Raw genomic sequence first — 22,929 nt, 5'->3', positions numbered from 1 at the left:
TTCTTCGATCTAGCCTCGCTGCATGACACAGCGCCGCACTTCCCCAGCATTGGTCGTCGCTCTCACCGTCGGCCTCGTTCTCACCGCTTCTCTCACCGGGTGCGTCAGCTCCGGTTCCTCCGAGTCGCGCGGCAGCGACTCCGCTCCCTCCATCGCCGACTCATCAGTACCGCGCACCGGGACGGTTGCCGAGGGCTCCGACACTGCAGCAAGCTCGGGCACCACAAAGCCCGCCACCGCGGGTCGTGACGTCGTGAGCACCGGCACCGTCTCGCTCACCGTGAAGAAGCCGACGGATGCCGCCACCCGCGCCGTGCGCATCGTCGAGACCGCGGGCGGCCGCGTCGATGACCGCACCGAGCGCGCGGCAACAAAAGGTGATCACGGCAGCGCATCGCTCACGCTGCGGATCCCGTCCGCCGCCCTCACCGAGACTCTCGCGTCGATCCGTGCCCTCGGCAAGGTGGACGACGTCAGCATTTCGGCCCGAGATGTGACGGCGGAGCACACTGACCTCGGCGCTCGGGTTACCGCGCTGCGGGCATCCGTCGACCGGTTGGTCGATCTGATGTCGCGGTCGGCTACGACAGCGGATCTCATCACCATCGAGTCGGCGCTGTCGCAACGGCAGTCCGACCTGGAGGCGCTCGAGGCACAACAGGCTGCGCTCGGCAACCAGATCGCACTGGCGACGATCACGCTGCGCCTGGGGTCGATCGCGCCCGCTCCCCCGGCTCCCGCGCCGGCCGACTTTCTGTCCGGCCTGACGACCGGGTGGAACGCGCTGGTGACCTTCATCACCGGGGTGATCGTCGTGGTGGGAGTGCTGCTGCCCTGGGTGCTGCCACCGGCCGCGGTCGCGGCGATCGTGCTGCTGGTCCTGCGCCGTCGGCACCGGGCAGTTCTGAGCTAGCGCTTAGTCCTTGCCGGCGTAGTGCGCCTCGAGCACGAGCGCTTCGAGCACCGGCAGAGCGTCTTCGACCAGCTCGAGCTCGTGCGGCTCCAGGGTTCCAAGGAGCGCCGAAATGACGTCGGCCCGGGCCGAACGCGCCCGCACGATGTAGTCGACGCCCGACTCGGTCGCGGCGATGGTGATCGCCCGCCGGTCGAGCGGGTCGGATTCCCTTGTGACATATCCGCGCACCTCGAGATCGGTGGCGATACGGGTGATGGTCGCCGCCGCAACCGCCTCGCGCCCGGCGAGTTCGTTGAGCCGTAGCGGGCCGAACTTGACGATGCTCGACAGCGCGGAGAGTGAGCCGTGGCTCAACCCCTCCGTCGCCCTCAGCATTCGTCGATTGAGCCGACCGATCGCGAGAGCGAGGCGTCCCGAGGTTTGCGACAGCTGGTCGGTGGCGGTGTCTTGGTCCTGCTGAGTCACGGAAATCCACTCTGTGCGTCTGAAGAGGTCGGTACGGGTTGCGACCTTTCGACGACGATAGCAACCAGAGCGCCGGATGACGGCGCCGCTCGTTATTCGTATTCTTCGCCCCACTCCGCCTGCGCCGCGTCGGCACCGTCCGTGGCGGGAAGAGCCGAGCCATAGCTGATGCGGCGGGAGCTCATCAGATCGCGGATCTTGGCCCGCAATTCGAGCACCGCGGCCGTCGAATCCGGCTCCGGGAAGGCGACATCCACGGGCACCACGAGCAGTTCGCTGGCCGGACCGATCACCAGGTCGGCAGTGATCAGATCGCCGTTTGCCGCCACCGCGGGAATATGCACCACGTCCGCGGCCTCGCTGTGAGCTGCCGCAGCGGCGAAATCGAGCAGAGCCTCCGCCGCAGCATCGCTGGTAGTGAACGATTCGCCCCCGTACGAAATGGTCTTCATGCAGAGCACAGTGCTCCTCATTGCCGGTCTGCGCGAGTACATTGCACAAATTGATTCGAGGAGTACGCCCCGTCACTTCCCGGGCCGCGGCACAGCAGAAGTGCGAGAGAATGGCGGAAATCGTCCCGCGCCGACCGAAGGACCGCCGTGCTGCCGCATCTCCCCCTGAGCATTCCCAGCCCGCCACCCGTGCTGGCACAATTCAATGTCGGGCCGTTGCTCATCCACACCTACGCGCTCTGCATCCTGGCCGGCATCGTCGCCGCGATCATCATCACGCAGCGTCGTCTCGGCGCCCGCGGTGGACGCCCGGGCGTGGTGCTCGACGTGATCATCTGGGCGGTACCACTCGGCATCGTCGGCGCCCGGTTCTATCACGTGCTCACGCACACCGGCGATTACTTCTTCTCCGGTGCAAATCTCTGGAACGTCTTCGCCATCTGGGACGGCGGCAACGCGCTCTACGGCTCGCTGCTGGGTGGCGCCGTGGGCGCGCTGATCGGATGTCGGCGCCACGGCATCAAGCTCTGGTCGTTCGCCGACGCGCTCGCGCCGGCCATGCTCGTGGCCCAGGCCATCGGGCGCCTCGGCAACTGGTTCAATCACGAACTGTTCGGGCTGCCGACCACGCTGCCGTGGGGCCTGCAGATCGAGTCGAGCAACGTTGCCATACAGAACGCCTACCCGAAGGGGCTGCCGGAGGGCACGCTGTTCCACCCCCTGTTCCTGTACGAGATCATCTGGAACCTCATCGGCATCGTCATCATCCTCGTGCTCGAGCGCCGCCTGCGCGGCCACGGTTCGGAGCTGAGATGGGGCAAGGCCTTCGGCGTCTACCTGATCTGGTACGGACTCGGCCGTAGCTGGCTCGAGGCGCTGCGCATCGACCCGACGAGTGACGGGTTCCTCGGCATCCCGGCCAACATCTGGGCCTCGTTCGTCGCAATCGCGCTCGGAGTCGCGCTGATCGTGGTGCAGGCGCGTCGCCATCCGGAGCCGGAGACCTCGGTCTACCGACCGGGCTGGGTCGAGAAGCCGGAGGCTCCCAGCAGCGGTAGCTCGACGAAGAAGAAGCCGACGGATGCCGAGGTCGACCAGAACTCCGACCTCACGCGCTCCTAACCGCCGGTCGAGTAGCGCCCGCGCGAGGACTCGTCTGAGACCCGGCACGCGGTGGATGTCGATACGCGAACGCCCTGCGCTACTCAATCAGCGAGGCAAGCGCGGCAGCGGTGCCGCGTACACCCACCGATCGAGGACGGCGGCCACGGGAGCCCCTGGCGCTGTCTGCGCGAAGGCGGCCAGGACATCCGCCAGGTCCACGCTCGAAAACCGTCGAGCCACCGTGAGCGCCCGCAGACCGCCGAAGAACGCCTCATCGCCGATCTCGTGGCGCACGACGTGAAGCGCCAGTGCTCCACGCTTGTAGACCCGGTCATCGAACAGGGTGGGGATGCCGGGGTCGCCGATGACGATGTCCTTGGGTTGTGCGTTCACCAGGGCCCAGTGCCGCGTCGCATTGTGCTGCGCGGTCTCGCCACCGTTCGCCTCGGCCCAGAGCCACTCCGCATAGCAGGCGAAGCCTTCGTGCAACCAGATGTCCTGCCAGCGGGCGATCGTGATCGAGTTGCCGAACCACTGGTGCGCCAGCTCGTGGGCGATCAGCCGGTCGGTGCCGTGCGCGCCGTCGACGTGATTGCTGCCGAACGTGGCCATTCCGTGCGCCTCGAGTGGGATCTCCAGCTCGTCGGCGGTGACCACCACGCTGTAGCGATCGAACGGGTACGGTCCGAACAGCTCGGTGAAGAGCTCGATCATCGTGCCTACCTGGCCGAAGTCGATGGCCGCTGCTGCCGCGAGGTGGTGCGGAAAGTACAGCCCGAACGGGACGCCACCGGTGGCGCTGTGCGTGCTGCGATAGTGCCCGATCTGCACCGCCGCGAGGTAGGTGGCCATCGGTTCGGTGATGGCGTAGACCCACGTGGTGCGGCTTGCGCCGGCCGTTTTCGAAACGAGGTCTCCGTTGGAGATCACCTGGTAGGCCGACTCACAGCTCACCGTGATGTCGAAGGTCGCCTTGTTGCTCGGGTGGTCGTTGCAGGGAAACCACGACGATGCACCGTTCGGCTGGCTCGCCACCAGCACGCCGTCGGCGAGTTCCTCCCAGCCGACCTCGCCCCATGGGCTGCGAATGGGATGCGGAGTGCCGTGATACCGCACCTCGACGACGAACTCGGCGCCGGCCACGATCGCCTCTAGCGGGGTCACCACCAGCTTGCGGGCCGTCGTCTTGACCGCCTTCGGCCGCGCGCCTCCGACCGTCACCTTGTCGACCATCAGTCCGGCAATGTCCAGGCTGAACTTCGCCAGCGTCGTCGTCGCCAGCGCGGTGATGACCGCCGTCGCGGTCAGCCGGTTCGTCGAGACGCGGTAGTCGAGGGTGAGGTCGTAGTGGTCGACCAGGTAACCGCCGTTGCCGCTGGTGGGCAGATAGGGGTCACCGGCCGATGGGGCGCCCGTGGTGGACGGACCACTGGCGGTGACGGTCGTTCTCGGGATGGCGGCCATGGCTGGCGTCAAGTATTCCACGGCGCTGTCACAGGCGGTGCTGCCACCCACGGAGCGATCGGGTTGCCCGCCCACAACGAGCCCGGCGGCACGCGCTCCCCGCGCATCACGAGCGACGCGGCGCCGACCGTCGCACCCGTATCGATCGCGGCGGCGGGAAGGATCACGCTGTGGGGCCCGAGCGTCGCACCGTTGCCAAGCCGCACGGCATCCAGCTGCATGATGCGGTCGTGGAACAGATGTGTCTGGACGACGCAGCCGCGGTTCACTGTTGCACCGTCGCCGAGGCTGACCAGGTCGGCCTCGGGCAGCCAGTAGGTCTCACACCAGACTCCGCGGCCCACCGTCGCACCGAGCGTGCGCAGCCACACGGCGACAGCCGGTGTCCCGACGGCATTGGCGGCGAAGAACGGCCGCGCCACCATCTCGACGAAGGTGTCTGATACCTCGTTGCGCCAGACGAACGATGACCAGAGCGGATGCTCGCGGGCATCGATCCGACCGACGAAGACGAGTTTGGCGAGGCTGGTCACCGCGGCCGCGACCGCGCCGGCAGCGAGCATCACCATGCCGGAGAGCGCGATGGTCCAGCCGAGTCCGATGGTCAGCCACAGCCAGTCGAGCACGGCGAGGATTCCGAGCGCGATCCACCCGGTGACGAAGACGGGAACGATCCGCAGCAGCTCCCAGGCGCCGCGGGCGAGCTTGAGCCGCTGTGGCGGCTCGAAGGTGCGTGCCTCGTCCACGTCGCTGACGGTACGCCGCAGCCGGGCGGGCGGATTGCCAAGCCAGGAAGAGTTGCGTTTGGCCTTGCGCGGGGTCGACGAGAGCACCGCCACCAGCGACCCGCGCGGCACCGAGCGGCCCGGACCGGTGATGCCGCTGTTGCCGAGGAACGCACGCCGACCGACTTTCGCCCGCCCGATGCGCACCCAGCCTCCCCCGAGTTCGTAGGTGGCGACCATGGTGTCGTCGGCGAGAAAGGCACCGGGCGCGATTGTGGTCAGTCGCGGAATCAGCAGCACAGTGGATGCCTCCACCCCCGCACCGACCGTGGCTCCGAGTGCTCGCAGCCAGACCGGGGTCACCAGGCTCGCGTACAGCGGAAACAGCAGCGTTCTGGCGCTGTCGAGCAACCGCTCGGTAGACCAGACTTGCCACCCGATGCGGCCGCGCACCGGAAAATGCCCCTCGCGCAGACCGATACCGAGGAGCCGCACCATGAGGATCAGCAGCAGCGCATAGCTGAGGCCGGCCACCAGCACGCCGAGAGGCAGCGCGGCGAAGGCGCTGCCGACCGCGACACCGAAGGTCGCCGGGTGGCCGATGATCGCACCGATCACGGCGATGCCGAGGAGGAGCGCAGCGATCGGGACCGCCGACATGACCACCGATCCGAGACCGTAGACGATGAGCCAGGCGGTGGCGCGGGGCGGTCGTTCGGCCGGCCACGGCCGACGGGCCTGCCCGACACGCACAGCGGGCGAACCCGCCCAACGCTCCCCAGCGGGGATGCGTCCAGCCACGGCAGAGCCGGGCTCCACCTCCGCACCGGCACCGACGCTGGCCCCGCCGAGCAGAGTGCTGCGCGAGCCGATGACGGCGTCCGCGCCGACGTGGGTGCGTCCGAGGCGCAGGATGTCTCCGTCGATCCAGTACCCCGCCAGGTCGACCTCGGGCTCGATCGCCGCCCGTGGGCCGATGCTGAGCATGCCGGTAACCGGGGGCAGGGTGTGCAGATCGACGCCCTCCCCGATCTTCGCGCCGAGGGCGCGTGCGTAGTAGGTGATCCATGGCGCCCCGGCCAGACTCGCGCCGCCCACCAGCTGACCGACCTGCTCTGCCGTCCACAGCCGCAGGTGCACCGCTCCCCCGCGAGGGTAATTCCCGGGCTTCACCCCGTACAGCAGGATGCGGGCCGCCGCCACCGAGATCGCCATCTTTCCGAGCGGGGTGATCAGCAGCACCGCACCGAACCCGATCGTCCACCAGGATGCCTCCGGGAGCACCCGGGGACCGCCGGCCGCGAGTAGCAGATTGTTCGCCGCCGCGAGGTACACCAGGTAGCGCAGGCCCACCAGCACGTGCAGCGGGATTCCGATGAGCGTCTGGGCGAGCTGGCTGCCGCGGGAGACCGGGCGGACCACCCGCTCGCTCTGGGCGGCCGCGGGCATCCGTGAGTCGAGTTCCTCGGCGAGGGCACCGATTCGCGGGTGGTCGTAGATGTCGTTGACCCGAGTCTCCGGGTAGCGTTCCCGGATCGCGGAGACCAGCTGCGCCGCGGTGAGGGAGCCGCCGCCCTGGGCGAAGAAGTCGTCATCCGCACCGGTCACGGGTGCACCCAGGATGGCCGCCCACGGCCCCGCGAGCCACGCGACGGTAGGCGACAATTCGCCCTCGCTGGCGCCATCGTCCGCCGGCAACGGCCAGGGCAGCGCGCCGCGGTCGACCTTGCCCGACGTGCGCGTCGGCAGACCGTCGACGACGGCAAGCAGCGGGACCAGCGCCGCGGGCAGCTCCTCACGCAGGCGGTCGCTCGCGGCGACTCGATCAAACGCGACCGAGTCGTCGGTCAACGCCAGATAGCCGACCAGCACCTGGTTTCCGGCGGGGGTGCGCTGAACGACGGCGGCGGCATCCGCCACACCCTCGAGAGCGCGCAGAGCCGCGTCAATCTCCCCCAGCTCGATGCGTCGACCACCGAGCTTGATCTGGTCGTCGGCACGACCGACGAAGACGAGTCCGGCCTCCTCGAAGCGCACCAGGTCGCCGCTGCGGTAGGCGCGATCCCAGCCAAGAGCGGGAAACGGCGCGTACTTCTCCGCGTCTTTGGCCGCGTCGAGGTATCGGGCAAGTCCGACACCGCCGATGATCAGCTCGCCGACCTCGCCCTCCCCCACCCGCGCGCCGGCGGCATCGACCACGGCGAGGTTCCAGCCGGCCAGCGGCAGGCCGATCCGCACCGGACTGCTGCCGTCGAGCAGCGCTCCGCAGGCGACGACCGTCGCCTCGGTGGGTCCGTAGGTGTTCCAGACCTCGCGGTCGCGGGCGAGGATGCGCGAGACCAGTTCCGGCGGGCAGGCTTCGCCCCCGAAGATGAGCAGGCGCACTGCCTCGAGGGATTCCTCGGGCCAGAGCGCGGCGAGTGTGGGCACCGTCGAGACGACGGTGATGCCGTGAGCGATCAGCCACGGTCCGAGGTCCACCCCCGAGCGCACCAGTGAGCGCGGCGCTGGCACGAGACACGCGCCGTTGCGCCAGGCCAGCCACATCTCCTCGCAGGAGGCATCGAAGGCCACGGAGAGCCCGGCGAGCACCCGGTCGGCGATGCCGATCGGCTCGCGCTGGAGGAACAGGCCCGCCTCGGCGTCCACGAAGGCCGCGGCAGAAAGATGAGTGACGGCGACGCCTTTGGGCACGCCGGTGGAACCCGAGGTGAAGATGATCCAGGCGTCGTCGTCGGGCGTGGGCGGGGGCACGACGGGGATGGCGCCGGTGCTGGCGGGGTCCGCGGTTTCGAGAGCCGCGACATCCGCGACATCCGCGCCCCCTTCGCTGCCGGTCGCAACGAAACCGGTCGCAACGAAACCGGTGGCACTAAAACCGGCGGCACCGATCACGCCCACGACCGCGGCCTCGCCGAACACGAGCTCGGCGCGCTCCTCCGGATCGTCGGCGTCGACCGGAACGTAGGCTGCGCCGGCCGCCATGATCGCGAGGATGGCGAGGTACAGCTCGCGGGTGCCAGACGGGATCCGCACCCCCACCCGGTCACCTCGGCGCACGCCACTGGCGCGCAATTCGGCGGCCTGCGCGAGCACCTGGCGCAGGAGGCGGCGGTAGCTGATACCGCCGAGCGCGTCTTCGAGCGCGAGAGCGTCAGGATGCCGGGCCGCAGTCGCCGAGAGGATGTCAATCAGGGTGCGCGGAGAAGCTTGCTCCGCACCACGGTCGAGCACGGATTGATCGCCGACGACGATCGGGTCAGAAGGACCGCGGGTCACACTTCTCCTCGTAACGAGCCGATTGGGTTCGAGAGAGGGGCCCTACTTCTTCTTCTTCGAGCTGAGCTTGTCGCGTTCCGCCGCGAGCGACGAGAGGGTCGCCGCGTCGAGTCCGTTGAGCGAGACCAGGCTGAGCGGCGATTCGAGGCCGCTCTTCTCGTAGACGACCTGGGCGTAGGTGGTGGCGGTCTCCTGCACCCTGGCGGAGGCACGCTCGGACTTCTTGAGCGAGATGCGGGATCCACCCACGGCTTCCGCGTGCTTCTCGAGGGCCTTGATCAGATCCTTGAGGGCGGCATCGATTTTCTTTGACATACCCCGCATTGTGCCGCATGAAGGTTAATTCTGGGCACTCGAAGACGAGGACGACGGCTGGCCCTCGCCGGACCAGGGTCGGGGATCGTCGGGGAAGCTGTGGTACAAACATCCTCCTCATCAGGTTATTTATTGAAGACCAAACCCTGTGCCGGAGGGTGGCGAACACTCTGCATCAAGCAGTTCACCCACACACTCCAATCAAGGGATCACATCATGCGTTCATTCACCAAAGCCGCTGTCGGTATCGCTACCGCCGGTCTTCTCCTCGTCGGCATCGCCGGCGTCTCCTCCACGGCAAGCGCCGCTCCCGAGGCCAAGTCGGCGTCATCCGGCATCCCGGCTCCGGTCGCTGCAGTTCCCGCCCTGAAGGGTGGCGACACCGCCGTCCTGCTCGACTCCGGCTTCACGGGTGCGCTTACCTCCCTCGGCCTGACCCCGGGCGTCAGCGGAACCGCCACCCTCACCGATGGCTCGGTCCACTTCCCCATCACCGGTGGCTCGGTCGTCTACTGGTCCCCGAAGGGCACCTACCGTCCCTACGTGCAGGGCATCATCGAGCACGATGGTTCCGGCCTGACCCTGACCGCCGGTTCGACCGTCGTCGGCCTCGCCAACTTCACGGTCAACCCGGGCAACTCGCTGCTCTACGGTGATGTCTCGGTCAACGGCACCGTCGCTGTGGTTCAGGCGCCCCTGTTCAACCTGCACGGTGGAACCCTCAAGCCGCTGCAGCTCGATGGCAACAACGCCATCCTCACCGGCACCACGGTTCACGTCTCATCCGCTGCGGCCGACCTGCTGAACAAGACGTTCAACACCGACGCCGTCAAGGGCGGCCTGCTGGTCGGAGTCGCGACCATCACGGCGCAGATCAAGTAACACCTCTGCAGTAACGCCTCCACAGCACCACGAAGCCCCGCTCGAGTTCACTCGAGCGGGGCTTCTTCTGTGTGCAGGTTCTTCTGTGTGCAGGTTCCTTTGTGTCCATTGGATGCCCACACCGGGCGTCATGATGGGCCCGAGGCAGAACGACGAAAGCCCCGCTCGAGCGACTCGAGCGGGGCTTTCTCTGCACGTTGCGGTGGTGGACCCTAGGAGATTCGAACTCCTGACCTCCTCGATGCGAACGAGGCGCGCTACCAACTGCGCCAAGGGCCCGCAGTGCGTTGCAACATTATCACGAGAGTGCGGGCCGTCTTGTCACGCGCTGGGCTCGCGTGGACGCTCGCGGCCTACTCGATCAGCGACGCTCGCGGCCTACTCGATCACCGAAGACGGCGAAGACTGCGATCAGGCTCAGCCGACGCGACGACGGCGGGCGAGCACGGCATCGAGGTCGGTCTTCGACGCCTCGGTCGGCTCGATGATCCCCATCGTGGCGAACTTGCTCGGCGCGGCAACGGGCGCGACCGGACGGATCGGCGTGACGCCGGGCTGCTGCTCGACCTCGCGCTGCTTGCGCCGGGCATCCGCCGCGGCCTGACGCAGCTCGGCGGCCGCTTCAAGCGACGCTTCCAGAGCGCGGTCTGCCTGCGGCTTCGACATGTACAGCGGCTTGGGCAGCGGCACCGGGGTCCAGCTCGCCTGACGCACCGCGGCGGGTATCTGCGGGCGCTGCGGCTGCGCCTTCGGGCGCTCGGCGACGACCACGGGGCGGGCGCGGAGGTTACGCACCAGTTCGGCGCGAGCGCGGGCGACGGATGCCAGCTGCCCGAGCATCACGAACGAGCCGGTGCTGACGATCCCCCCGCCGACCAGCATCACGAACGAGCCGGTGGCGATGAGCTGGGCAACCCCGACGGCGGTGGCGACCAGGGCGAGCAGCAGCACCACCGAGGTGACCACGCGGGAACGGCGGAGGCGACGGGTTGCCGGCGAGGCGATGGCGACGTCCGCGGCGATGGCGGGGTGGAGTTCGGCGAGTCGGCTGGCTGCCGCGCGGGCGGCGGCGGCATCCTGCGCCCGGGCGACGGCGGCCTCGCGCTGCTGATGCTTGCGGAGCAGCCGCTCCTGCTCTGCGGCGCTGCGGGCGGTGGTCTCGGCGCGCACCTCGGCGGGGATCTCCGCCGCCTCTGCCATCACGCGCAGCGTCTGCTGCAGGCGGATCGCGTTGCGCTCGGTCGACAGGTACTCGCGCCGGCGCAGCCAGGTGGGAACCAGGTAGGCGAGCCAGAGCACAGCAGCGAGCGCGATGATCACGCTGGATCCGAACCCGTCGACTGCCATGTGCCTACCGTAAGAGTCATCAGACATTAACCTCCCCATTAACCCCGGGCGTGTTACGCCCGATCAGAGATTGCTCAGCGGGGAATCTGAGCGAGAATCCGCGGGCCGCCTAGCGCGGGAAGATGCCCGGCACCTGCGCGGCGATGCGGTCGACCTCCGGCACGACGCCCGCCCCGGCCGGAACCCGGCCGTCGAGCCAGCGGCGCAGCACGCCGGTGGGCAGTTCCTCGACCACGAGAGCGAAGCAGAAGTGATCGCGCCAGTCCCCGTTGATGTGGATGTAGCGCCGCCGCAGCCCCTCGTAGCGAAAGCCGAGCTTCTCGACCACGCGCAGGCTCGGGATGTTCTCGGGCCGGATGCAGATCTCCATGCGATGCAGCCCGGCCTGGAAGAAGGCGTAATCGGTGGCGAGGGCGACCGCGGTGGGCGTGACGCCCAGTCCGGCGAAGCGCTCAGACACCCAGTAGCCGATCGTCGCCGACGAGAGCGACCCGTAGGTGATGCTCGAGACGTTGAGCTGTCCGGCGAACTCGCCGTCGTGCTCGATGGCGAACGGCATGCCGAAGCCTGCGCGCGCGTTGGTCTGCAGGCTCCGGATGCTCGATCGCACGTCGAACGACATCGCGCCGTGGGGGTTGGTCGCCTCCCACTTGCGCAACCAGCTGCGGTTGTCGAGCAGCTCGCGTTCGAGCTGCCGGGCGTCCCTCAGCCGGATCGGCCGGATCGTCACGTTCCCCTCACGCAGAGTGGGGATGGGAGTAGCCACCGATATCGTCCAGTTCGGTCAGCGGGGCGGACGACGACATCCGCCCCGCATGGTTCAGAAACTTCTACTCGAGAGTAGCGGTGAACTCCTTCAGCCACGGACGCAGATCCGGACCGAGATCCTCACGGTCGACAGCCAACTGCACGATCGCCTTGATGTAGTCCAAGCGGTCGCCCGTGTCGTAGCGGCGGCCACGGAAGACGACGCCGTAGACGCCGCCCGCGAGACTCTCGTTCGCGGCCAGGGTCTGTAGCGCATCCGTCAGCTGGATCTCCCCGCCCTTACCCGGAGGCGTGTGGGCCAGGATGTCGAACACCTGGGGCTGAAGCACGTAGCGTCCGATGATGGCGTAGTTCGACGGCGCGTCCTCCCGTTTCGGCTTCTCGACCAGCCCCGTGACCTTCACCACGTCGTCGTCGTCCGTCTTCTCGACGGTCGCGACGCCGTACATGTGCACGACGGATGGGTCGACCTCGAGCAGAGCGACGATACTCGCGTTGCGCTTGCCGGCCTCCTCGATCATGCGGGCGAGCAGCACGTCGCGCGAGTCGATGATGTCGTCACCGAGGAGCACGGCGAACGGCTCGTTGCCGACGTGCATCTGCGCGCGGAGCACCGCGTGGCCGAGACCCTTCGGGTCGCCCTGGCGCACGTAGTGCACCTCGGCTAGGTCCGTTGCGTAATTGACCTTCTTCAGGCGGTCGATGTCGCCCTTCTGCAGAAGGGTGGCCTCAAGCTCTCCGACGCGGTCGAAGTGATTCTCGAGGGCATTCTTGTTGCGTCCCGTGATCATCAACACGTCGGTGAGGCCGGCCCCGACGGCCTCCTCGACGACGTACTGGATGGCGGGCTTATCTACTACTGGGAGCATCTCCTTCGGCATGGCCTTGGTCGCCGGAAGGAACCGTGTTCCTAGCCCTGCTGCTGGTATTACTGCTTTTGTGATGTGGAACGTCATGGCCACAGGGTAGCCGTGGTGGGTTTCGGAATCGTTACGGGGGGCAGAAGCTTAGGATTGGCGTATGACCGTCGAGGTGAGCCACCAGAAGCGCGCACTCCGCGCGGAGCTCCGAGAACGCCGGCGCAACATGACCGCGACCGAGCGTGAGCACGCCACCGAGACCATCTGTTCGCACCTGCGCGATCTCGTTACCGCCTATGACGCGCGCACCATTTCGGCGTACCTCTCCTCCAATGACGAGCCGAACATCCGTCCGTTCCTCAACTGGGCCCAGGAGCAGGGCCTGCGCGTGCTGTTTCCGGTGTCGCGCGACGACGGCCTGCTCGACTGGACCATCGGCGACGGCGAGACCGAACAGGAGGGACTGTTCGGCATGCCAGAGCCGGTGGGCGAGCTGCTGTCGCCGAGCGCGCTCGACGGGGTCGACCTGATCATCGTGCCCGCGGCATCCGTCGACCGCCAGGGTATGCGCATGGGCTGGGGCCGCGGTTATTTCGACCGCACCCTCGGCTCCATGGAGAAGTGCCCGCCGGTCTATGCTGTGATCTTCGACCGCGAACTCGTCGATTCTGTGCCCACCGAGGTGCACGACCGTGGCGTCGACGGCGTCGTCACCCCCAGCGCGATAGTCGACTTCTAGCCCCACCCTCCCGCACAAAGGATTGCCCGTGCCCACCTATTCATATCGTTGTGCCAATTGCGGCTTCGAGTTCGACAAGCACCAGAGCTTCAGCGAAGACTCGCTGATCATCTGCCCGAACTGCGAAGAGCCGACCCTGCGCAAGGTCTTCAAGTCGATCGGGGTGAGCTTCAACGGTTCCGGCTTCTACCGCAACGACAGTCGGGCGGCGGAAAAGGGCGCCGCCAAGTCGAAGAATGCTGCCGCTTCCACGTCCGACGCGGGTTCGAGCACCCCGGCTCCCGCCGCCGCGCCCAAGTCCGACGCGAAGAAGTCTGAGACGAAGAAGCCCAGCACGCCGTCGTCGCCAACCTCCTAGCCGGGGGTGGTGCCCGGGCCTAGGCTCTGAACCAGTCCCCCACGGTAAGGAAGTGACAGCATGCTCAAAGGTTTCAAAGACTTCATCCTCCGCGGAAACGTCATCGACCTCGCAGTCGCTGTCGTCATCGGCGCGGCGTTCACCGCGATCGTCAACACGCTGGTCACCGCCGTGTTCAACCCGATCATCGGTGCACTGTTCAACGCTAATGACTTGAAGGACGCCCTCAAGGTCACCATTCCGACGGTGAGTGGTGGTTCGGCAACGATCCTGTTCGGTGCCGTCATCGCCGCGGTCATCCAGTTCATCATCGTGGCGGCGGTCGTGTACTTCGCCCTGGTGCTGCCGATCAACCGTCTCAGCAAGATCGCGTACGCGAAGCTGAAGAAGGAGGAGGATGCGACTCCCGCCGACGTGCCGCCCACCGAGACCGAGCTGCTGATCCAGATCCGCGACCTGCTGGCCGGAGTCCCCTCCCCGGAGGGCGATCACACGCTGCCGAGCACGGCGGCAGGCGCGCAGCCCTCCTCCGGCGGCAGGCACGCCGAGTAGCGCCCGCGCGCCCGCGCGCCCGCGCGAGGACGCGTGTCGAAACCCACCGTCCGCCAACAGGATGGGCCGGCCAAAACTCCCGAATCCAGCCTGTTGACGGATGATTCGGCGAAGCCATCCTGTTGAGCGATCGGGCGGGGCGGATCAGCCCCAGTGCGGCGGCTTGTCGGCCTTCAGGCGGTCGTCGTTCTCGTTCTCGGCGTGACGGGTCGGCTCGGACTGCGGGTTCGGGTCGGTGCCGGGGACGGGCTCTGTCGTCACCCGGCGTCGCACGCGCGGGCGACCCGCTCCTGACCCCGCAGCAGCCGCAGCCGCAGGCGGCACCGCAGACCCCCGGGGCCGGGGTGCCGGCTCCGTGATGTCCTCTGGCATCGAACTACCCGCCGACGATCTGGATCGGCTCGGTGACAGGGGACGTGTCGACACCCAGCATCTTCGTGATGCGGTCGGCGACGGCATCCGGATCACTGAACAGTTCGAACGCGTGCACACGCAGGTAGTGCCAGCCGAGGCGCCGCAGCATGTCGGGGCGCAGGCGCAGCGACTCGCGCAGGCTCGCGCCCTGCAGCACGCTGTCGGTCTCGATGGTGAGACACATGCCCTGGTGCGAGGCGACCAGCCCGAGCTTTCCGCGCAACCCGAGCGCGACGCGAAGCCCGCGGATCTCGAGCCGGCGGGCCAGGTCGACGAGCATGGGATCGCTGTCATCCGGCACATGGTCGATGCGCGTGCGGGCCTGGATGTCGGTGAGGATCTCCGCGAGCGCGATCGCACCGTGGTGCATGCGCTCCTCGTCGATGTCGGTCGGCTCGAAGCAGGTCACGATGACCATCGCGCGCCGGGCGCGGGTCATGGCGACGGCGAGAAGACGCTCGCCACCCTCACGGCCGAGCGCGCCGAAGTCTGACAGCACGCGGCCGTGCGGGGTGCGGCCGTAGCCGATGGAGAAGATGACCCGGTCGCGGCTCTGCGCCACCGATTGCTCGATCGTGGTGACAGTGAAGGGCTCGCTGCGATCGCTGAGGACGAATTCGCTCAACGCAGCGTTGCCGACGGATGCCGCGAGCACAGCCTGCTGGACGCGCACGGCATGCACCTCGCTCGCGGTGATCACCATGAGGGACTCGTGCGGACGCTGCGTCGCGTGCTCGGCGACCAGCTCGACGGCGCGCGACACCTCGGCGTCGACGCTCTCCACCCCGCCCGACTCCGGGTCGGGCATGCCGGTGCCGTCGGCGACGTAGTCCAGACGGATGCTGTTGTGGCCGAGGAAGGATCCGGCCCAGGGGAACGACTCGATCTTGCCGGCGTAGAACCGGCGGTTGACGAGCTCGGCCAGGTCTTCGCCGCCGGCGCGGTAGCTGCGGGTGAGCGCGAGCGTGGGCAGCAGCATCCCGAGCCTGGCGAGCGCGGAGTCGGCGTGCAGGTCGTCGAGCGAGACGACGAGCGGCTCGTCACCGGCGACCGCGATGGCGAAGGGGCTCGGCGTCTGCGTGATCGGGTCGCCGAAGGCCACCGTCTGCTTGCCACGACGGATGGCACCGACGTTCTCGGCCAGGGTGGTCGCGCCCGCGTCGACGAGGATGACGGTGTCGAAGCGCAGCGTGTCGGTGATGCCGGCCACCTCGTACGGCGAGGCCAGCCAGATCGGGGCGATGGTGCGGGAAAGGTGCGGCGCGGCCTCCTGCAGGTCGCGGGCATCCACGTGGTGGGTGCGCAGCGTGCGCTTCAGCGCGGCCGCCTCCTCTGGCCAATCGACCAGCCCGATGCTCCAGTTCTCGGCAAGCTGCCAGGCCATCAGCTTGGCGCCGCTGGACGCATGAGCTTCGTCGACGAGACGGAAGTCCGCCTCCAGCCGGTCGAGCACGGAGGTGTTCGCGCCGAGCAGTGCGCGGTCGGTCTCGAGCAACGATTCCAGGGCCGACTGCCACCAGGCGAGTTCCAGTTCGGCGGCGACCTCGGTGTCGGGCACGTGCCGCGACGCGAGGTCGACCAGCAGCGGGTCGAGCTGCAGTTCGCGCAGGGTCGCCCGCAACTGCGCACGCTCCTGCAGGTTGTTCAGCACCTCGGAGTCGGCGGCGAGCCCGGCGAGGCGGTCGACCAGCACGTGGATGGGAAGGTGCGCGAGCTGGTCCTCCTTGGTGACGTTGCCGAGCGGCTCGTCGAGGAAGGCCAGGTCTTGCGCTACATGCTGGAAGGCGACCTGCACATCGGCGATGCCGATCGGCACCTCGGGGGTGACCCCGGCCGCAACGAAGCGCTGCCACAGCACGCGCTGCTGCTGGATGCGCACCAGGGCCTCGTTGAGCTCGGTCACGTGAACACCGGGGCGCACGTATTCACGTGCGAGCTTCTTCAGCCGACGCCGGTTCGCGCCCGACATCTCGGGCGAATCCTTGCGCGAGGAGGTCGCCGCGATCAGTTCGGCGAGGGACCGGTCGAAGACGACCGGCAGGAACTTGTCGAGGGTGTCGCGGATGTCAATGAGCAGTCGCAGATAGACGCCCAGCTCGTAGATACTCTCGAACGGTCGCATGCGCGTGCCGTCGATGAGGAGGTTGGCGCGCTCGAGCAGCCGCGGAACCTCGGTGTGCTGAAGCTGCTTGGCGATACCGTGCGCGCGCATTGCGGCTTCGCTGGTGGAGAAGTTGGCGCCATACCAGGGCGAATCGGCGGGACCGTACCGGAACTCCCCGAGCGATGCGGCCTTCACGATCGCGTCGGCGGCACGACTGCGGTCGGTCGACATCAGCTCGACCGACTCGCGGGAGAGCCGCGCGGTGGTCGCTGGCGGCGACGGCAGCAGGGCCAGACGCGACAGCTCGGTCAGGCAGTCGAGCACCGAGACACCGATGGCAGGGTCGCGTCGGGCGACCGCGCCGCGGTAGTCGATCAGCACCTTGCGCAGGCGCACCAGCGCGTCATCCACCTCGCCGACTGCGGGGGCGATGGCCTTCTCGTTGCGTCCGATCGAACGGATGAGGTCCCGCCGCAGTGTCGACGGCGACACGGCCACCCCGGCGAGGCCGACATCCCCGAGCCGCTCCGCGATTCCGAGCAGCGAGGATCGACGGGCGCTCACCACGAGCACGCGCTTGTTCTGGTTCACCAGCGCGCCGAGCGCGTTGACGATGGTCTGGGTCGCACCGGTACCGGGAAGCGTCTTGACGACGACCGAGTTGCCGGCCGCGATCTGGGCGACGACGTTCTCCTGCTCGGCGTCGGCATCCAGCAGCAGGGTGTCGGTCTCGGGCGTGCGCAGGTCGGGGTTCTGCGGTTCGACCGGCGCGTAGCCCTCCTCGACCGACCACTTGGCGGTCGGGTTGCCGGCGAGGGCATCGAGGATGGGGTGTTCGAGATTCGCGGCGTCCGCGCTCATGGCGTGGGCGACATCCGCGAACGACGAGACGACCAGGCGCGGCTGCACGTTGAACCAGTCGAGGTGCGAGGTGAGGCCGCGGAGGCGGTCGATCACCGGGTTGGGCTTGAACGAGCCGTCTTCCTCGGCGAGCGCCACGAAGGCCTGAGCGTCGAGGGCGATGTGGAACTGCTCGGTGAGTGCCGCGGCGAGTGCCGGGTTGAGGAACGGCGCACCCTTCAGGCGCACCTCGAAATCCCGGCCGTAGCGACGGATGGCGAGCGGCCGCAGCAGCACGGGGGCGCGGTAGTCCACACCGCCGTGCTTCCACTCCGCAATACCGATGCCCAGGTGGATCGAGTCGATGCCGCGGGCGGTGGCGAGCTCGAGGCTCTTCGCGGCGATCTCGCCTGCCGCATACTTGGCCGCCCGCAGGGCGATGTCGTCGCGGATCAGGCTCGAGAGCAGCGTCGTCTTGCCGGTGATGAACTGGGCGAGACCACCGGGATGGGTGGCGCTCAGCTCGATGCGGGTGCGCGGTTCGTCGATGAAGTGCAGCAGGGGCGAGACGCCGCCGATGCCGGCGAGTTGGCTGCGCCAGTTCGCCCACGTCGGCTCCGCGACGTTGGACGGCTGAAAGCTCGGGTCACCGAGGCTGAGTGCGTGAGGAGCTGTCACCTGTCGATGCGGGCGGGCATGGTCATCCGCCGGCTCCTCGTCGAAGTCGTCTGGGGATCTGTTGGCACGCCACACACCGACACCTTAAGGGCCGGTCGGCCGGTTATCGGGGACGTTGTGGGGAGTTTCATCTAGTTCGAACGCTCGACGGCCAGCAACACGCAGATGCACAGCGCCTCAATGGCGGCCTCCAGGTCGTCCGGCGACGGGAAGGTCGGGGCGATACGGATGTTGCTGTCCTCCGGATCGTCCCGGTACGGGAATGCGCTGCCGGCCGGGGTCAGCGCAACGCCCGCCGCCGCCGCGAGAGCCACCGCGACGCTGGCGGTGCCACGCGGCACCTCGAGGTTGACGAAGTATCCGCCGGTCGGGTGCGTCCAGTCGGCCACGCCCGTGAGCCGTTCGCCGAGGATCCGCTCGACCGCGGCGAACCGCGGCGCGATGATCGCGCGGTGCTTCCGCATCAGTCGGCGCACGCCCTCCGCATCCCCGAAGAAGCGCAGGTGGCGGAGCTGGTTGAGCTTGTCTGGCCCGATTGTCTGCGCTGACGTGCGGGCGCGCATCCACTCGACGTTGACGCGCGAGCCACCGAAGAAGGCGACGCCGGCACCGGGGAAGGTGATCTTGGCGGTGGAGGCGTAGACCAGCGGGCGCTCCGGATGCCCCGCGCGCTCGGCCATGCCCAGCACGTCGAGGGGCAGCGGCTCGGCCTCGGTGAGGTGGTGGACGGCGTACGCGTTGTCCCAGAACAGGCGGAAGTCGGGGGCAGCGGTCTCCATGCCGACCAGCGCCTCGACCTCGTCGACCGTGTAGGTCACGCCGGTGGGGTTCGAGTACATCGGCACACACCACATGCCCCGGATGCTGGGGTCGGACGCGACCAGGGAACGGATGGTGTCGAGGTCGAGCCGTCCGTCGACGAACGGGACCGGGATCATCCGCACGCCGAGCGATTCGAGGATCGTGAAGTGGCGGTCGTAGCCGGGCACCGGGCAGAGCACTGCGACATCGGGCACATCGCGCCACGGGCCATCGCCACCGGGCACGCCGACCAGCAGCGCCTGCACGATGGTGTCATGCATGATGGCGAGGCTGGCGTTGCCGTAGGCCAGCAGCTGGTCGCTCGGGATCTGCAGCAGTTCGCCGAAGATCGCGCGCAGCTCGGGCAGGCCGTCTGCCCCGCCGTAGTTGCGCAGGTCGGTGCCGCTGGCGTCGCGGAAGTCACCCTCCCCGGGCAGTGCGAGCAGCGGGTTCGACAGATCGAGTTGGCTGGGCGACGGCTTTCCCCGGGTGAGATCGAGGGTCAGGCCGCTGGCCTGAAGGTCGGCGTACTGCTGTTCGAGAGATGTCATGTGTTCGAGAGATGCCATGGGTTCAGTCGACCGGCGTCAGCAGGAACAGCGGGATGACCCGATCGGTCTTCTTCGTGTACTCCACGTAATCGGGCCAGGTCGCGACCGCGCGGTCCCACCAGACGTCACGCTCGTCGCCTTCGAGCTCGCGCGCGCGGTAGTCGCGCTTGACGGCGCCGTCTTGCAATTCGACCAGCGGGTGCTCCTTGAGGTTGAAATACCAGACCGGATGCTTCGGAGCCCCGCCGAGGGAGGCGACGGCCACATACTCCCCGTCGTGCTCGACGCGCATCAGCGGCGTCTTGCGGATCTTGCCGCTCTTCGCCCCGAGGGAGGTCAGCACGATGATCGGACGGCCGCGCAGGGTGTTAGCCTCCTGGCCGTTGCTGGCCTCGAACTGCTCGACCTGGTCGCGGGCCCAGCCGGCGGTTCCTGGTTCGTACTCTCCGGTCAGCGGCATCCGTCACTCCTTAAGCTCGTGTGCTTCCAGGGTATGCCGCCCACCACCCCGTGAGTTGCACGTTCGAGTGGTTCTGAGCCACGCATATCCACTCCAACCTGCAACTCACGGGGTTAGCGCGAGAACTCCCCGCCTGCGAGATGCAGACGGGGAGTTCGGGATGCTGAAGTGCAGCGAGCGACGCTATGCGGCGAGCGGGAGCTCGGCCTCCTGGCGCGAGACGACCAGCAGCTCGCCCTGGAAAGAATCCACGGTGACGTGTCCGCCGTCCGCGAGCTCCTCGGTGACCAGCAGGTCGGCGATCCGGTCGTCGATCTCGCGCTGGATCAGGCGACGCAGCGGGCGGGCACCGTACTCGGGCTCGTAGCCGTTGTCGGCGATCCAGTCGAGGGCGGCGTCCGTCACGTCCACACTGATGTCGTGAGCGGCCAGACGGGTCTCGGTCGCATCGAGCAGCAGGCGAACGATCTGCCGCAGCTGCGGCTTCTCGAGCTTGCGGAACAGCACGATCTCGTCGATCCGGTTGAGGATCTCGGGGCGCATGGCCTCCCGGAGCTTGCCCATGACGCGGTCGCGCAGGTCCTTCTCCGAGGCGAAGCCGTTGCCGGAGTCGCTCTGCACGAAGCCCAGGGCCCCACCGCGGCTGGCGAGAAACTCGCTTCCGAGGTTCGAGGTCATGATGATGACGGTGTTGCGGAAGTCGACGGTACGGCCCTGGCCATCCGTCAGCCGCCCGTCATCCAGAACCTGCAGCAGCAGGTTGAAGACGTCGGGGTGGGCCTTCTCGATCTCATCGAACAGCACAACAGAGTAGGGGTTCCGGCGCACACGCTCGGTCAGCTGGCCGGCCTCGTCGTAGCCGACGTACCCGGGAGGGGCACCGACCAGACGCGACACGGTGTGACGCTCGCCGAACTCGCTCATGTCGAAGCGCAGCATCGCTTTCTCGTCACCGAACAGCGAGCCCGCGAGGGTCTTCGCCAGCTCGGTCTTGCCAACACCGGTCGGGCCGAGGAAGAGGAAGCTGCCGACCGGCCGCTGCTGGTCGCCGAGCCCGGTGCGGTTGCGCCGCACGGCCTTGGCGACGACGGTCACGGCGTCGTCCTGCCCGATCACGCGCTCGTGCAGCTCAGACTCGAGCTTCGCGAGGCGCGAACGGTCGGCCTCGGTGAGACGGTTGGCCGGGATGCCGGTGGCGCGAGAGATCACCGCAGCGATCTCCTTCTCATCGACGACGGCCGAAGCGGTGGTCTGACCAGCGGATGCCGCGGCCGCGAGCTTTTCCTGCACCGCAGCGATCTCGTCCCGAAGGTCGGAGGCCTCCTCGTAGTGCTCGGCGGTGACGGCGGAGTTCTTGCGGGACTCCAGCACGGCGAGCTCCTGCAGCAATGCCGAGGTGTCGATCTTCGAGCCGAGCGAGAGGCGCAGTCGCGCTCCGGCCTGGTCGATCAGATCGATCGCCTTGTCGGGAAGGAAGCGGTCGGTCACGTACCGCGCGGACAGCTCGACGGCGGCACGGATGGCCTCGTCGGTGTAGCGCACGGCGTGGTGGTCTTCGTAGGCGCCGCGGAGTCCGCTCAGGATGAGCACGGCATCCTCGATGCTCGGCTCACCGACCTGCACGGGCTGGAAACGACGCTCGAGGGCCGGGTCCTTCTCAATGGAGCGGTACTCCTTGAGCGTGGTCGCACCAACGACGTGCAGCTCGCCTCGGGCCAGACGCGGCTTGAGGATGTTGCCGGCGTCCATTCCACCCTCACCAGCACCACCGGCGCCGACGACGGTGTGCAGTTCGTCGACGAAGACGATGACCTCGGCTTTGTTGGCCGTGATCTCGTCCATCAACGTGGTGAGACGCTCCTCGAAGTCACCGCGGTAACGGGTACCGGAGATCATGGCGGGCAGGTCGAGCGAGACGACGCGCTTGCCCAGCAGCTGCTGGGGAACGCCGCCGTCGACGATGGCCTGGGCGAGTCCCTCGACGATGGCGGTCTTGCCGACGCCGGCCTCGCCGATGAGCACAGGGTTGTTCTTGGTGCGACGCGACAGGATCTCGATGGTCTGCTCGATCTCGTCGGAACGGCCGATCACCGGGTCGAGCTTGCCGCTGCGGGCGCGCTCGGTCAGGTCGAGACCGTATTTGTCGAGCATCGGGGTCTCGGATGTCGACTCGGCAGCCTGCGAGGTGGTCGGCCCCGAGGTGGAGCCGTCGGTGTCGACGCTCTCGCGCATCCCGGCCTGCAGGGCCTCTGGCGTGACGCCCGCGGCAGACAGCACCTGACCGGCGGGGGCTTCCTGACCGATCACGATCGCGAAGAAGAGGTGCTCGGGGTCGACGTAGGTCGATCCGGAGGCACGCGCCACCTGGTACGCGTGGAACAGCGCACGCTGGCTGGACTGCGTGAGCATGGGGGCTATATCGGCTCGCCGCGAAGTGGGCTCGGGCAGACGCTCCTCGGCGGCGGCGGCAATCGCCGACGGGTCGCCGCCTACGCCGGCGATGGCGCCGGCCGCGGGCTCCTGCGTGGCGATCACGTGAAGAATGTGGAGCGCGTCGAGCTCACCGTGGCCGAGTTCGACGGCGTAGCGCCCAGCCTCGGCGAGCACCTCGCGGGTGCGACGGCTCATGAGGCGGGAGATGTTGATTGAACGTTCGGACTGGGCCGCGCGCTCACCCTGGAGGTACCGCGCGAGAAACTCGTCGAACGAGCCTGCGCCGGTCTGCTCTGGGTCGAAGTTGTTAGGCAATTGGACCTCCTGGGAAAACTTGAGTGCCTGTGACTCAATCCAACGCAGAGGGCGGCGTTTCATTCCCGACGCCGAATTTGTGCGCGGGTTATGGGGAGACGCCCGAA

Annotated in this window: 18 protein-coding genes and 1 tRNA gene; 6 read left to right on the top strand and 13 right to left on the bottom strand. The window is 68.0% G+C overall.

Going from position 1 to position 22,929, the window contains the following annotated elements; translation table 11 throughout:
- Positions 1–22 precede the first annotated feature (22 nt).
- Positions 23–913 (top strand): DUF4349 domain-containing protein, encoded by an 891-nt coding sequence (locus IV501_RS05895; RefSeq protein WP_200555529.1) that lies wholly within the window; start codon positions 23–25, stop codon positions 911–913.
- 3 nt (positions 914–916) lie between these two features.
- On the opposite strand, the gene IV501_RS05890 is transcribed toward IV501_RS05895, so the two are convergent.
- Together IV501_RS05890 and IV501_RS05885 are read right to left on the bottom strand one after the other, a co-directional pair.
- Positions 917–1,381: a MarR family winged helix-turn-helix transcriptional regulator gene (locus IV501_RS05890; protein WP_307812206.1), complete on the bottom strand. Its 465-nt coding sequence runs from the start codon at positions 1,379–1,381 to the stop codon at positions 917–919.
- 92 nt (positions 1,382–1,473) lie between these two features.
- Positions 1,474–1,833, bottom strand: coding sequence for a hypothetical protein (locus IV501_RS05885; protein WP_200555528.1), 360 nt, complete (start codon positions 1,831–1,833; stop codon positions 1,474–1,476).
- Positions 1,834–1,983: 150 nt separating this feature from the next.
- Here IV501_RS05885 and lgt point away from each other — a divergent pair, with 150 nt between their 5' ends.
- Positions 1,984–2,955, top strand: a complete 972-nt coding sequence (gene lgt, locus IV501_RS05880; RefSeq protein WP_200556104.1) for a prolipoprotein diacylglyceryl transferase — start codon at positions 1,984–1,986, stop codon at positions 2,953–2,955.
- A gap of 87 nt (positions 2,956–3,042) precedes the next feature.
- Here the strand turns inward: lgt and IV501_RS05875 are convergent, their stop codons facing one another.
- The 3 genes from IV501_RS05875 to IV501_RS05865 are packed head-to-tail and all read right to left on the bottom strand — an operon-like array spanning position 3,043 to position 8,720.
- Complete coding sequence (locus tag IV501_RS05875; protein ID WP_200555527.1) at positions 3,043–4,401, bottom strand: M1 family metallopeptidase; 1,359 nt, start codon at positions 4,399–4,401, stop codon at positions 3,043–3,045.
- An 8-nt stretch (positions 4,402–4,409) separates the two neighbouring features.
- Positions 4,410–8,405, bottom strand: a complete 3,996-nt coding sequence (locus IV501_RS05870) for a Pls/PosA family non-ribosomal peptide synthetase (protein WP_200555526.1) — start codon at positions 8,403–8,405, stop codon at positions 4,410–4,412.
- 42 nt (positions 8,406–8,447) lie between these two features.
- A complete protein-coding gene (locus IV501_RS05865) occupies positions 8,448–8,720 on the bottom strand; it encodes a hypothetical protein (protein ID WP_200555525.1) in 273 nt (90 codons plus the stop codon).
- 216 nt (positions 8,721–8,936) lie between these two features.
- Between IV501_RS05865 and IV501_RS05860 the strand changes: the two genes are divergently transcribed.
- A complete protein-coding gene (locus IV501_RS05860) occupies positions 8,937–9,602 on the top strand; it encodes a hypothetical protein (RefSeq protein WP_200555524.1) in 666 nt (221 codons plus the stop codon).
- A 203-nt stretch (positions 9,603–9,805) separates the two neighbouring features.
- Here the strand turns inward: IV501_RS05860 and IV501_RS05855 are convergent.
- From IV501_RS05855 to galU, 4 genes are all read right to left on the bottom strand, one after another.
- Positions 9,806–9,881, bottom strand: a tRNA-Ala gene (locus IV501_RS05855).
- A gap of 138 nt (positions 9,882–10,019) precedes the next feature.
- The gene (locus IV501_RS05850; protein ID WP_200555523.1) at positions 10,020–10,949 is read right to left on the bottom strand and encodes a hypothetical protein; all 930 of its coding nucleotides are present in this window, start codon (positions 10,947–10,949) and stop codon (positions 10,020–10,022) included.
- Between the two features lie 109 nt (positions 10,950–11,058).
- Positions 11,059–11,721, bottom strand: coding sequence for a GNAT family N-acetyltransferase (locus IV501_RS05845; protein WP_372430747.1), 663 nt, complete (start codon positions 11,719–11,721; stop codon positions 11,059–11,061).
- Positions 11,722–11,779: 58 nt separating this feature from the next.
- A complete protein-coding gene (gene galU / locus IV501_RS05840) occupies positions 11,780–12,673 on the bottom strand; it encodes a UTP--glucose-1-phosphate uridylyltransferase GalU (RefSeq protein ID WP_200555521.1) in 894 nt (297 codons plus the stop codon).
- 64 nt (positions 12,674–12,737) lie between these two features.
- On the opposite strand from galU, the gene IV501_RS05835 reads away from it, so the two are divergent.
- Genes IV501_RS05835 through mscL form a run of 3 tightly spaced genes read left to right on the top strand, consistent with a single transcriptional unit; the run spans position 12,738 to position 14,226 of the window.
- A complete protein-coding gene (locus IV501_RS05835) occupies positions 12,738–13,316 on the top strand; it encodes a 5-formyltetrahydrofolate cyclo-ligase (RefSeq protein WP_200555520.1) in 579 nt (192 codons plus the stop codon).
- Between the two features lie 28 nt (positions 13,317–13,344).
- On the top strand, positions 13,345–13,674 hold the full coding sequence (locus tag IV501_RS05830) for an FmdB family zinc ribbon protein (RefSeq protein ID WP_200555519.1): 330 nt from the start codon (positions 13,345–13,347) through the stop codon (positions 13,672–13,674).
- A gap of 60 nt (positions 13,675–13,734) precedes the next feature.
- Positions 13,735–14,226 (top strand): large conductance mechanosensitive channel protein MscL, encoded by a 492-nt coding sequence (mscL, locus tag IV501_RS05825; RefSeq protein ID WP_200555518.1) that lies wholly within the window; start codon positions 13,735–13,737, stop codon positions 14,224–14,226.
- A 376-nt stretch (positions 14,227–14,602) separates the two neighbouring features.
- Here mscL and IV501_RS05820 read toward each other — a convergent pair whose 3' ends face one another.
- From IV501_RS05820 to IV501_RS05805, 4 genes are all read right to left on the bottom strand, one after another.
- Complete coding sequence (locus tag IV501_RS05820; protein WP_372430742.1) at positions 14,603–18,337, bottom strand: AAA family ATPase; 3,735 nt, start codon at positions 18,335–18,337, stop codon at positions 14,603–14,605.
- A gap of 56 nt (positions 18,338–18,393) precedes the next feature.
- On the bottom strand, positions 18,394–19,632 hold the full coding sequence (locus tag IV501_RS05815) for an aspartate aminotransferase type Ic (protein WP_200555516.1): 1,239 nt from the start codon (positions 19,630–19,632) through the stop codon (positions 18,394–18,396).
- Positions 19,633–19,636: 4 nt separating this feature from the next.
- Positions 19,637–20,074: a nitroreductase family deazaflavin-dependent oxidoreductase gene (locus IV501_RS05810; protein ID WP_200555515.1), complete on the bottom strand. Its 438-nt coding sequence runs from the start codon at positions 20,072–20,074 to the stop codon at positions 19,637–19,639.
- Positions 20,075–20,257: 183 nt separating this feature from the next.
- On the bottom strand, positions 20,258–22,822 hold the full coding sequence (locus tag IV501_RS05805; RefSeq protein ID WP_200555514.1) for an ATP-dependent Clp protease ATP-binding subunit: 2,565 nt from the start codon (positions 22,820–22,822) through the stop codon (positions 20,258–20,260).
- Positions 22,823–22,929: the final 107 nt, after the last annotated feature.

It is taken from the genome of Lacisediminihabitans changchengi, assembly GCF_016634425.1.
Lineage (GTDB): Bacteria > Actinomycetota > Actinomycetes > Actinomycetales > Microbacteriaceae > Lacisediminihabitans > Lacisediminihabitans changchengi.
This window is presented reverse-complemented; position numbering and strand designations above follow the sequence as displayed.

What these genes read in the sequence shown, in the direction of transcription:
- IV501_RS05895 (WP_200555529.1), top strand. Translation starts at nt 23, where the DNA reads ATGACACAGCGCCGCACTTCCCCAGCATTGGTCGTCGCTCTCACCGTC.
- IV501_RS05885 (WP_200555528.1), bottom strand. Translation starts at nt 1,833, where the DNA reads ATGAAGACCATTTCGTACGGGGGCGAATCGTTCACTACCAGCGATGCT.
- IV501_RS05875 (WP_200555527.1), bottom strand. Translation starts at nt 4,401, where the DNA reads ATGGCCGCCATCCCGAGAACGACCGTCACCGCCAGTGGTCCGTCCACC.
- IV501_RS05865 (WP_200555525.1), bottom strand. Translation starts at nt 8,720, where the DNA reads ATGTCAAAGAAAATCGATGCCGCCCTCAAGGATCTGATCAAGGCCCTC.
- IV501_RS05860 (WP_200555524.1), top strand. Translation starts at nt 8,937, where the DNA reads ATGCGTTCATTCACCAAAGCCGCTGTCGGTATCGCTACCGCCGGTCTT.
- IV501_RS05850 (WP_200555523.1), bottom strand. Translation starts at nt 10,949, where the DNA reads ATGGCAGTCGACGGGTTCGGATCCAGCGTGATCATCGCGCTCGCTGCT.
- galU (WP_200555521.1), bottom strand. Translation starts at nt 12,673, where the DNA reads ATGACGTTCCACATCACAAAAGCAGTAATACCAGCAGCAGGGCTAGGA.
- IV501_RS05835 (WP_200555520.1), top strand. Translation starts at nt 12,738, where the DNA reads ATGACCGTCGAGGTGAGCCACCAGAAGCGCGCACTCCGCGCGGAGCTC.
- mscL (WP_200555518.1), top strand. Translation starts at nt 13,735, where the DNA reads ATGCTCAAAGGTTTCAAAGACTTCATCCTCCGCGGAAACGTCATCGAC.
- IV501_RS05815 (WP_200555516.1), bottom strand. Translation starts at nt 19,632, where the DNA reads ATGGCATCTCTCGAACACATGACATCTCTCGAACAGCAGTACGCCGAC.
- IV501_RS05810 (WP_200555515.1), bottom strand. Translation starts at nt 20,074, where the DNA reads ATGCCGCTGACCGGAGAGTACGAACCAGGAACCGCCGGCTGGGCCCGC.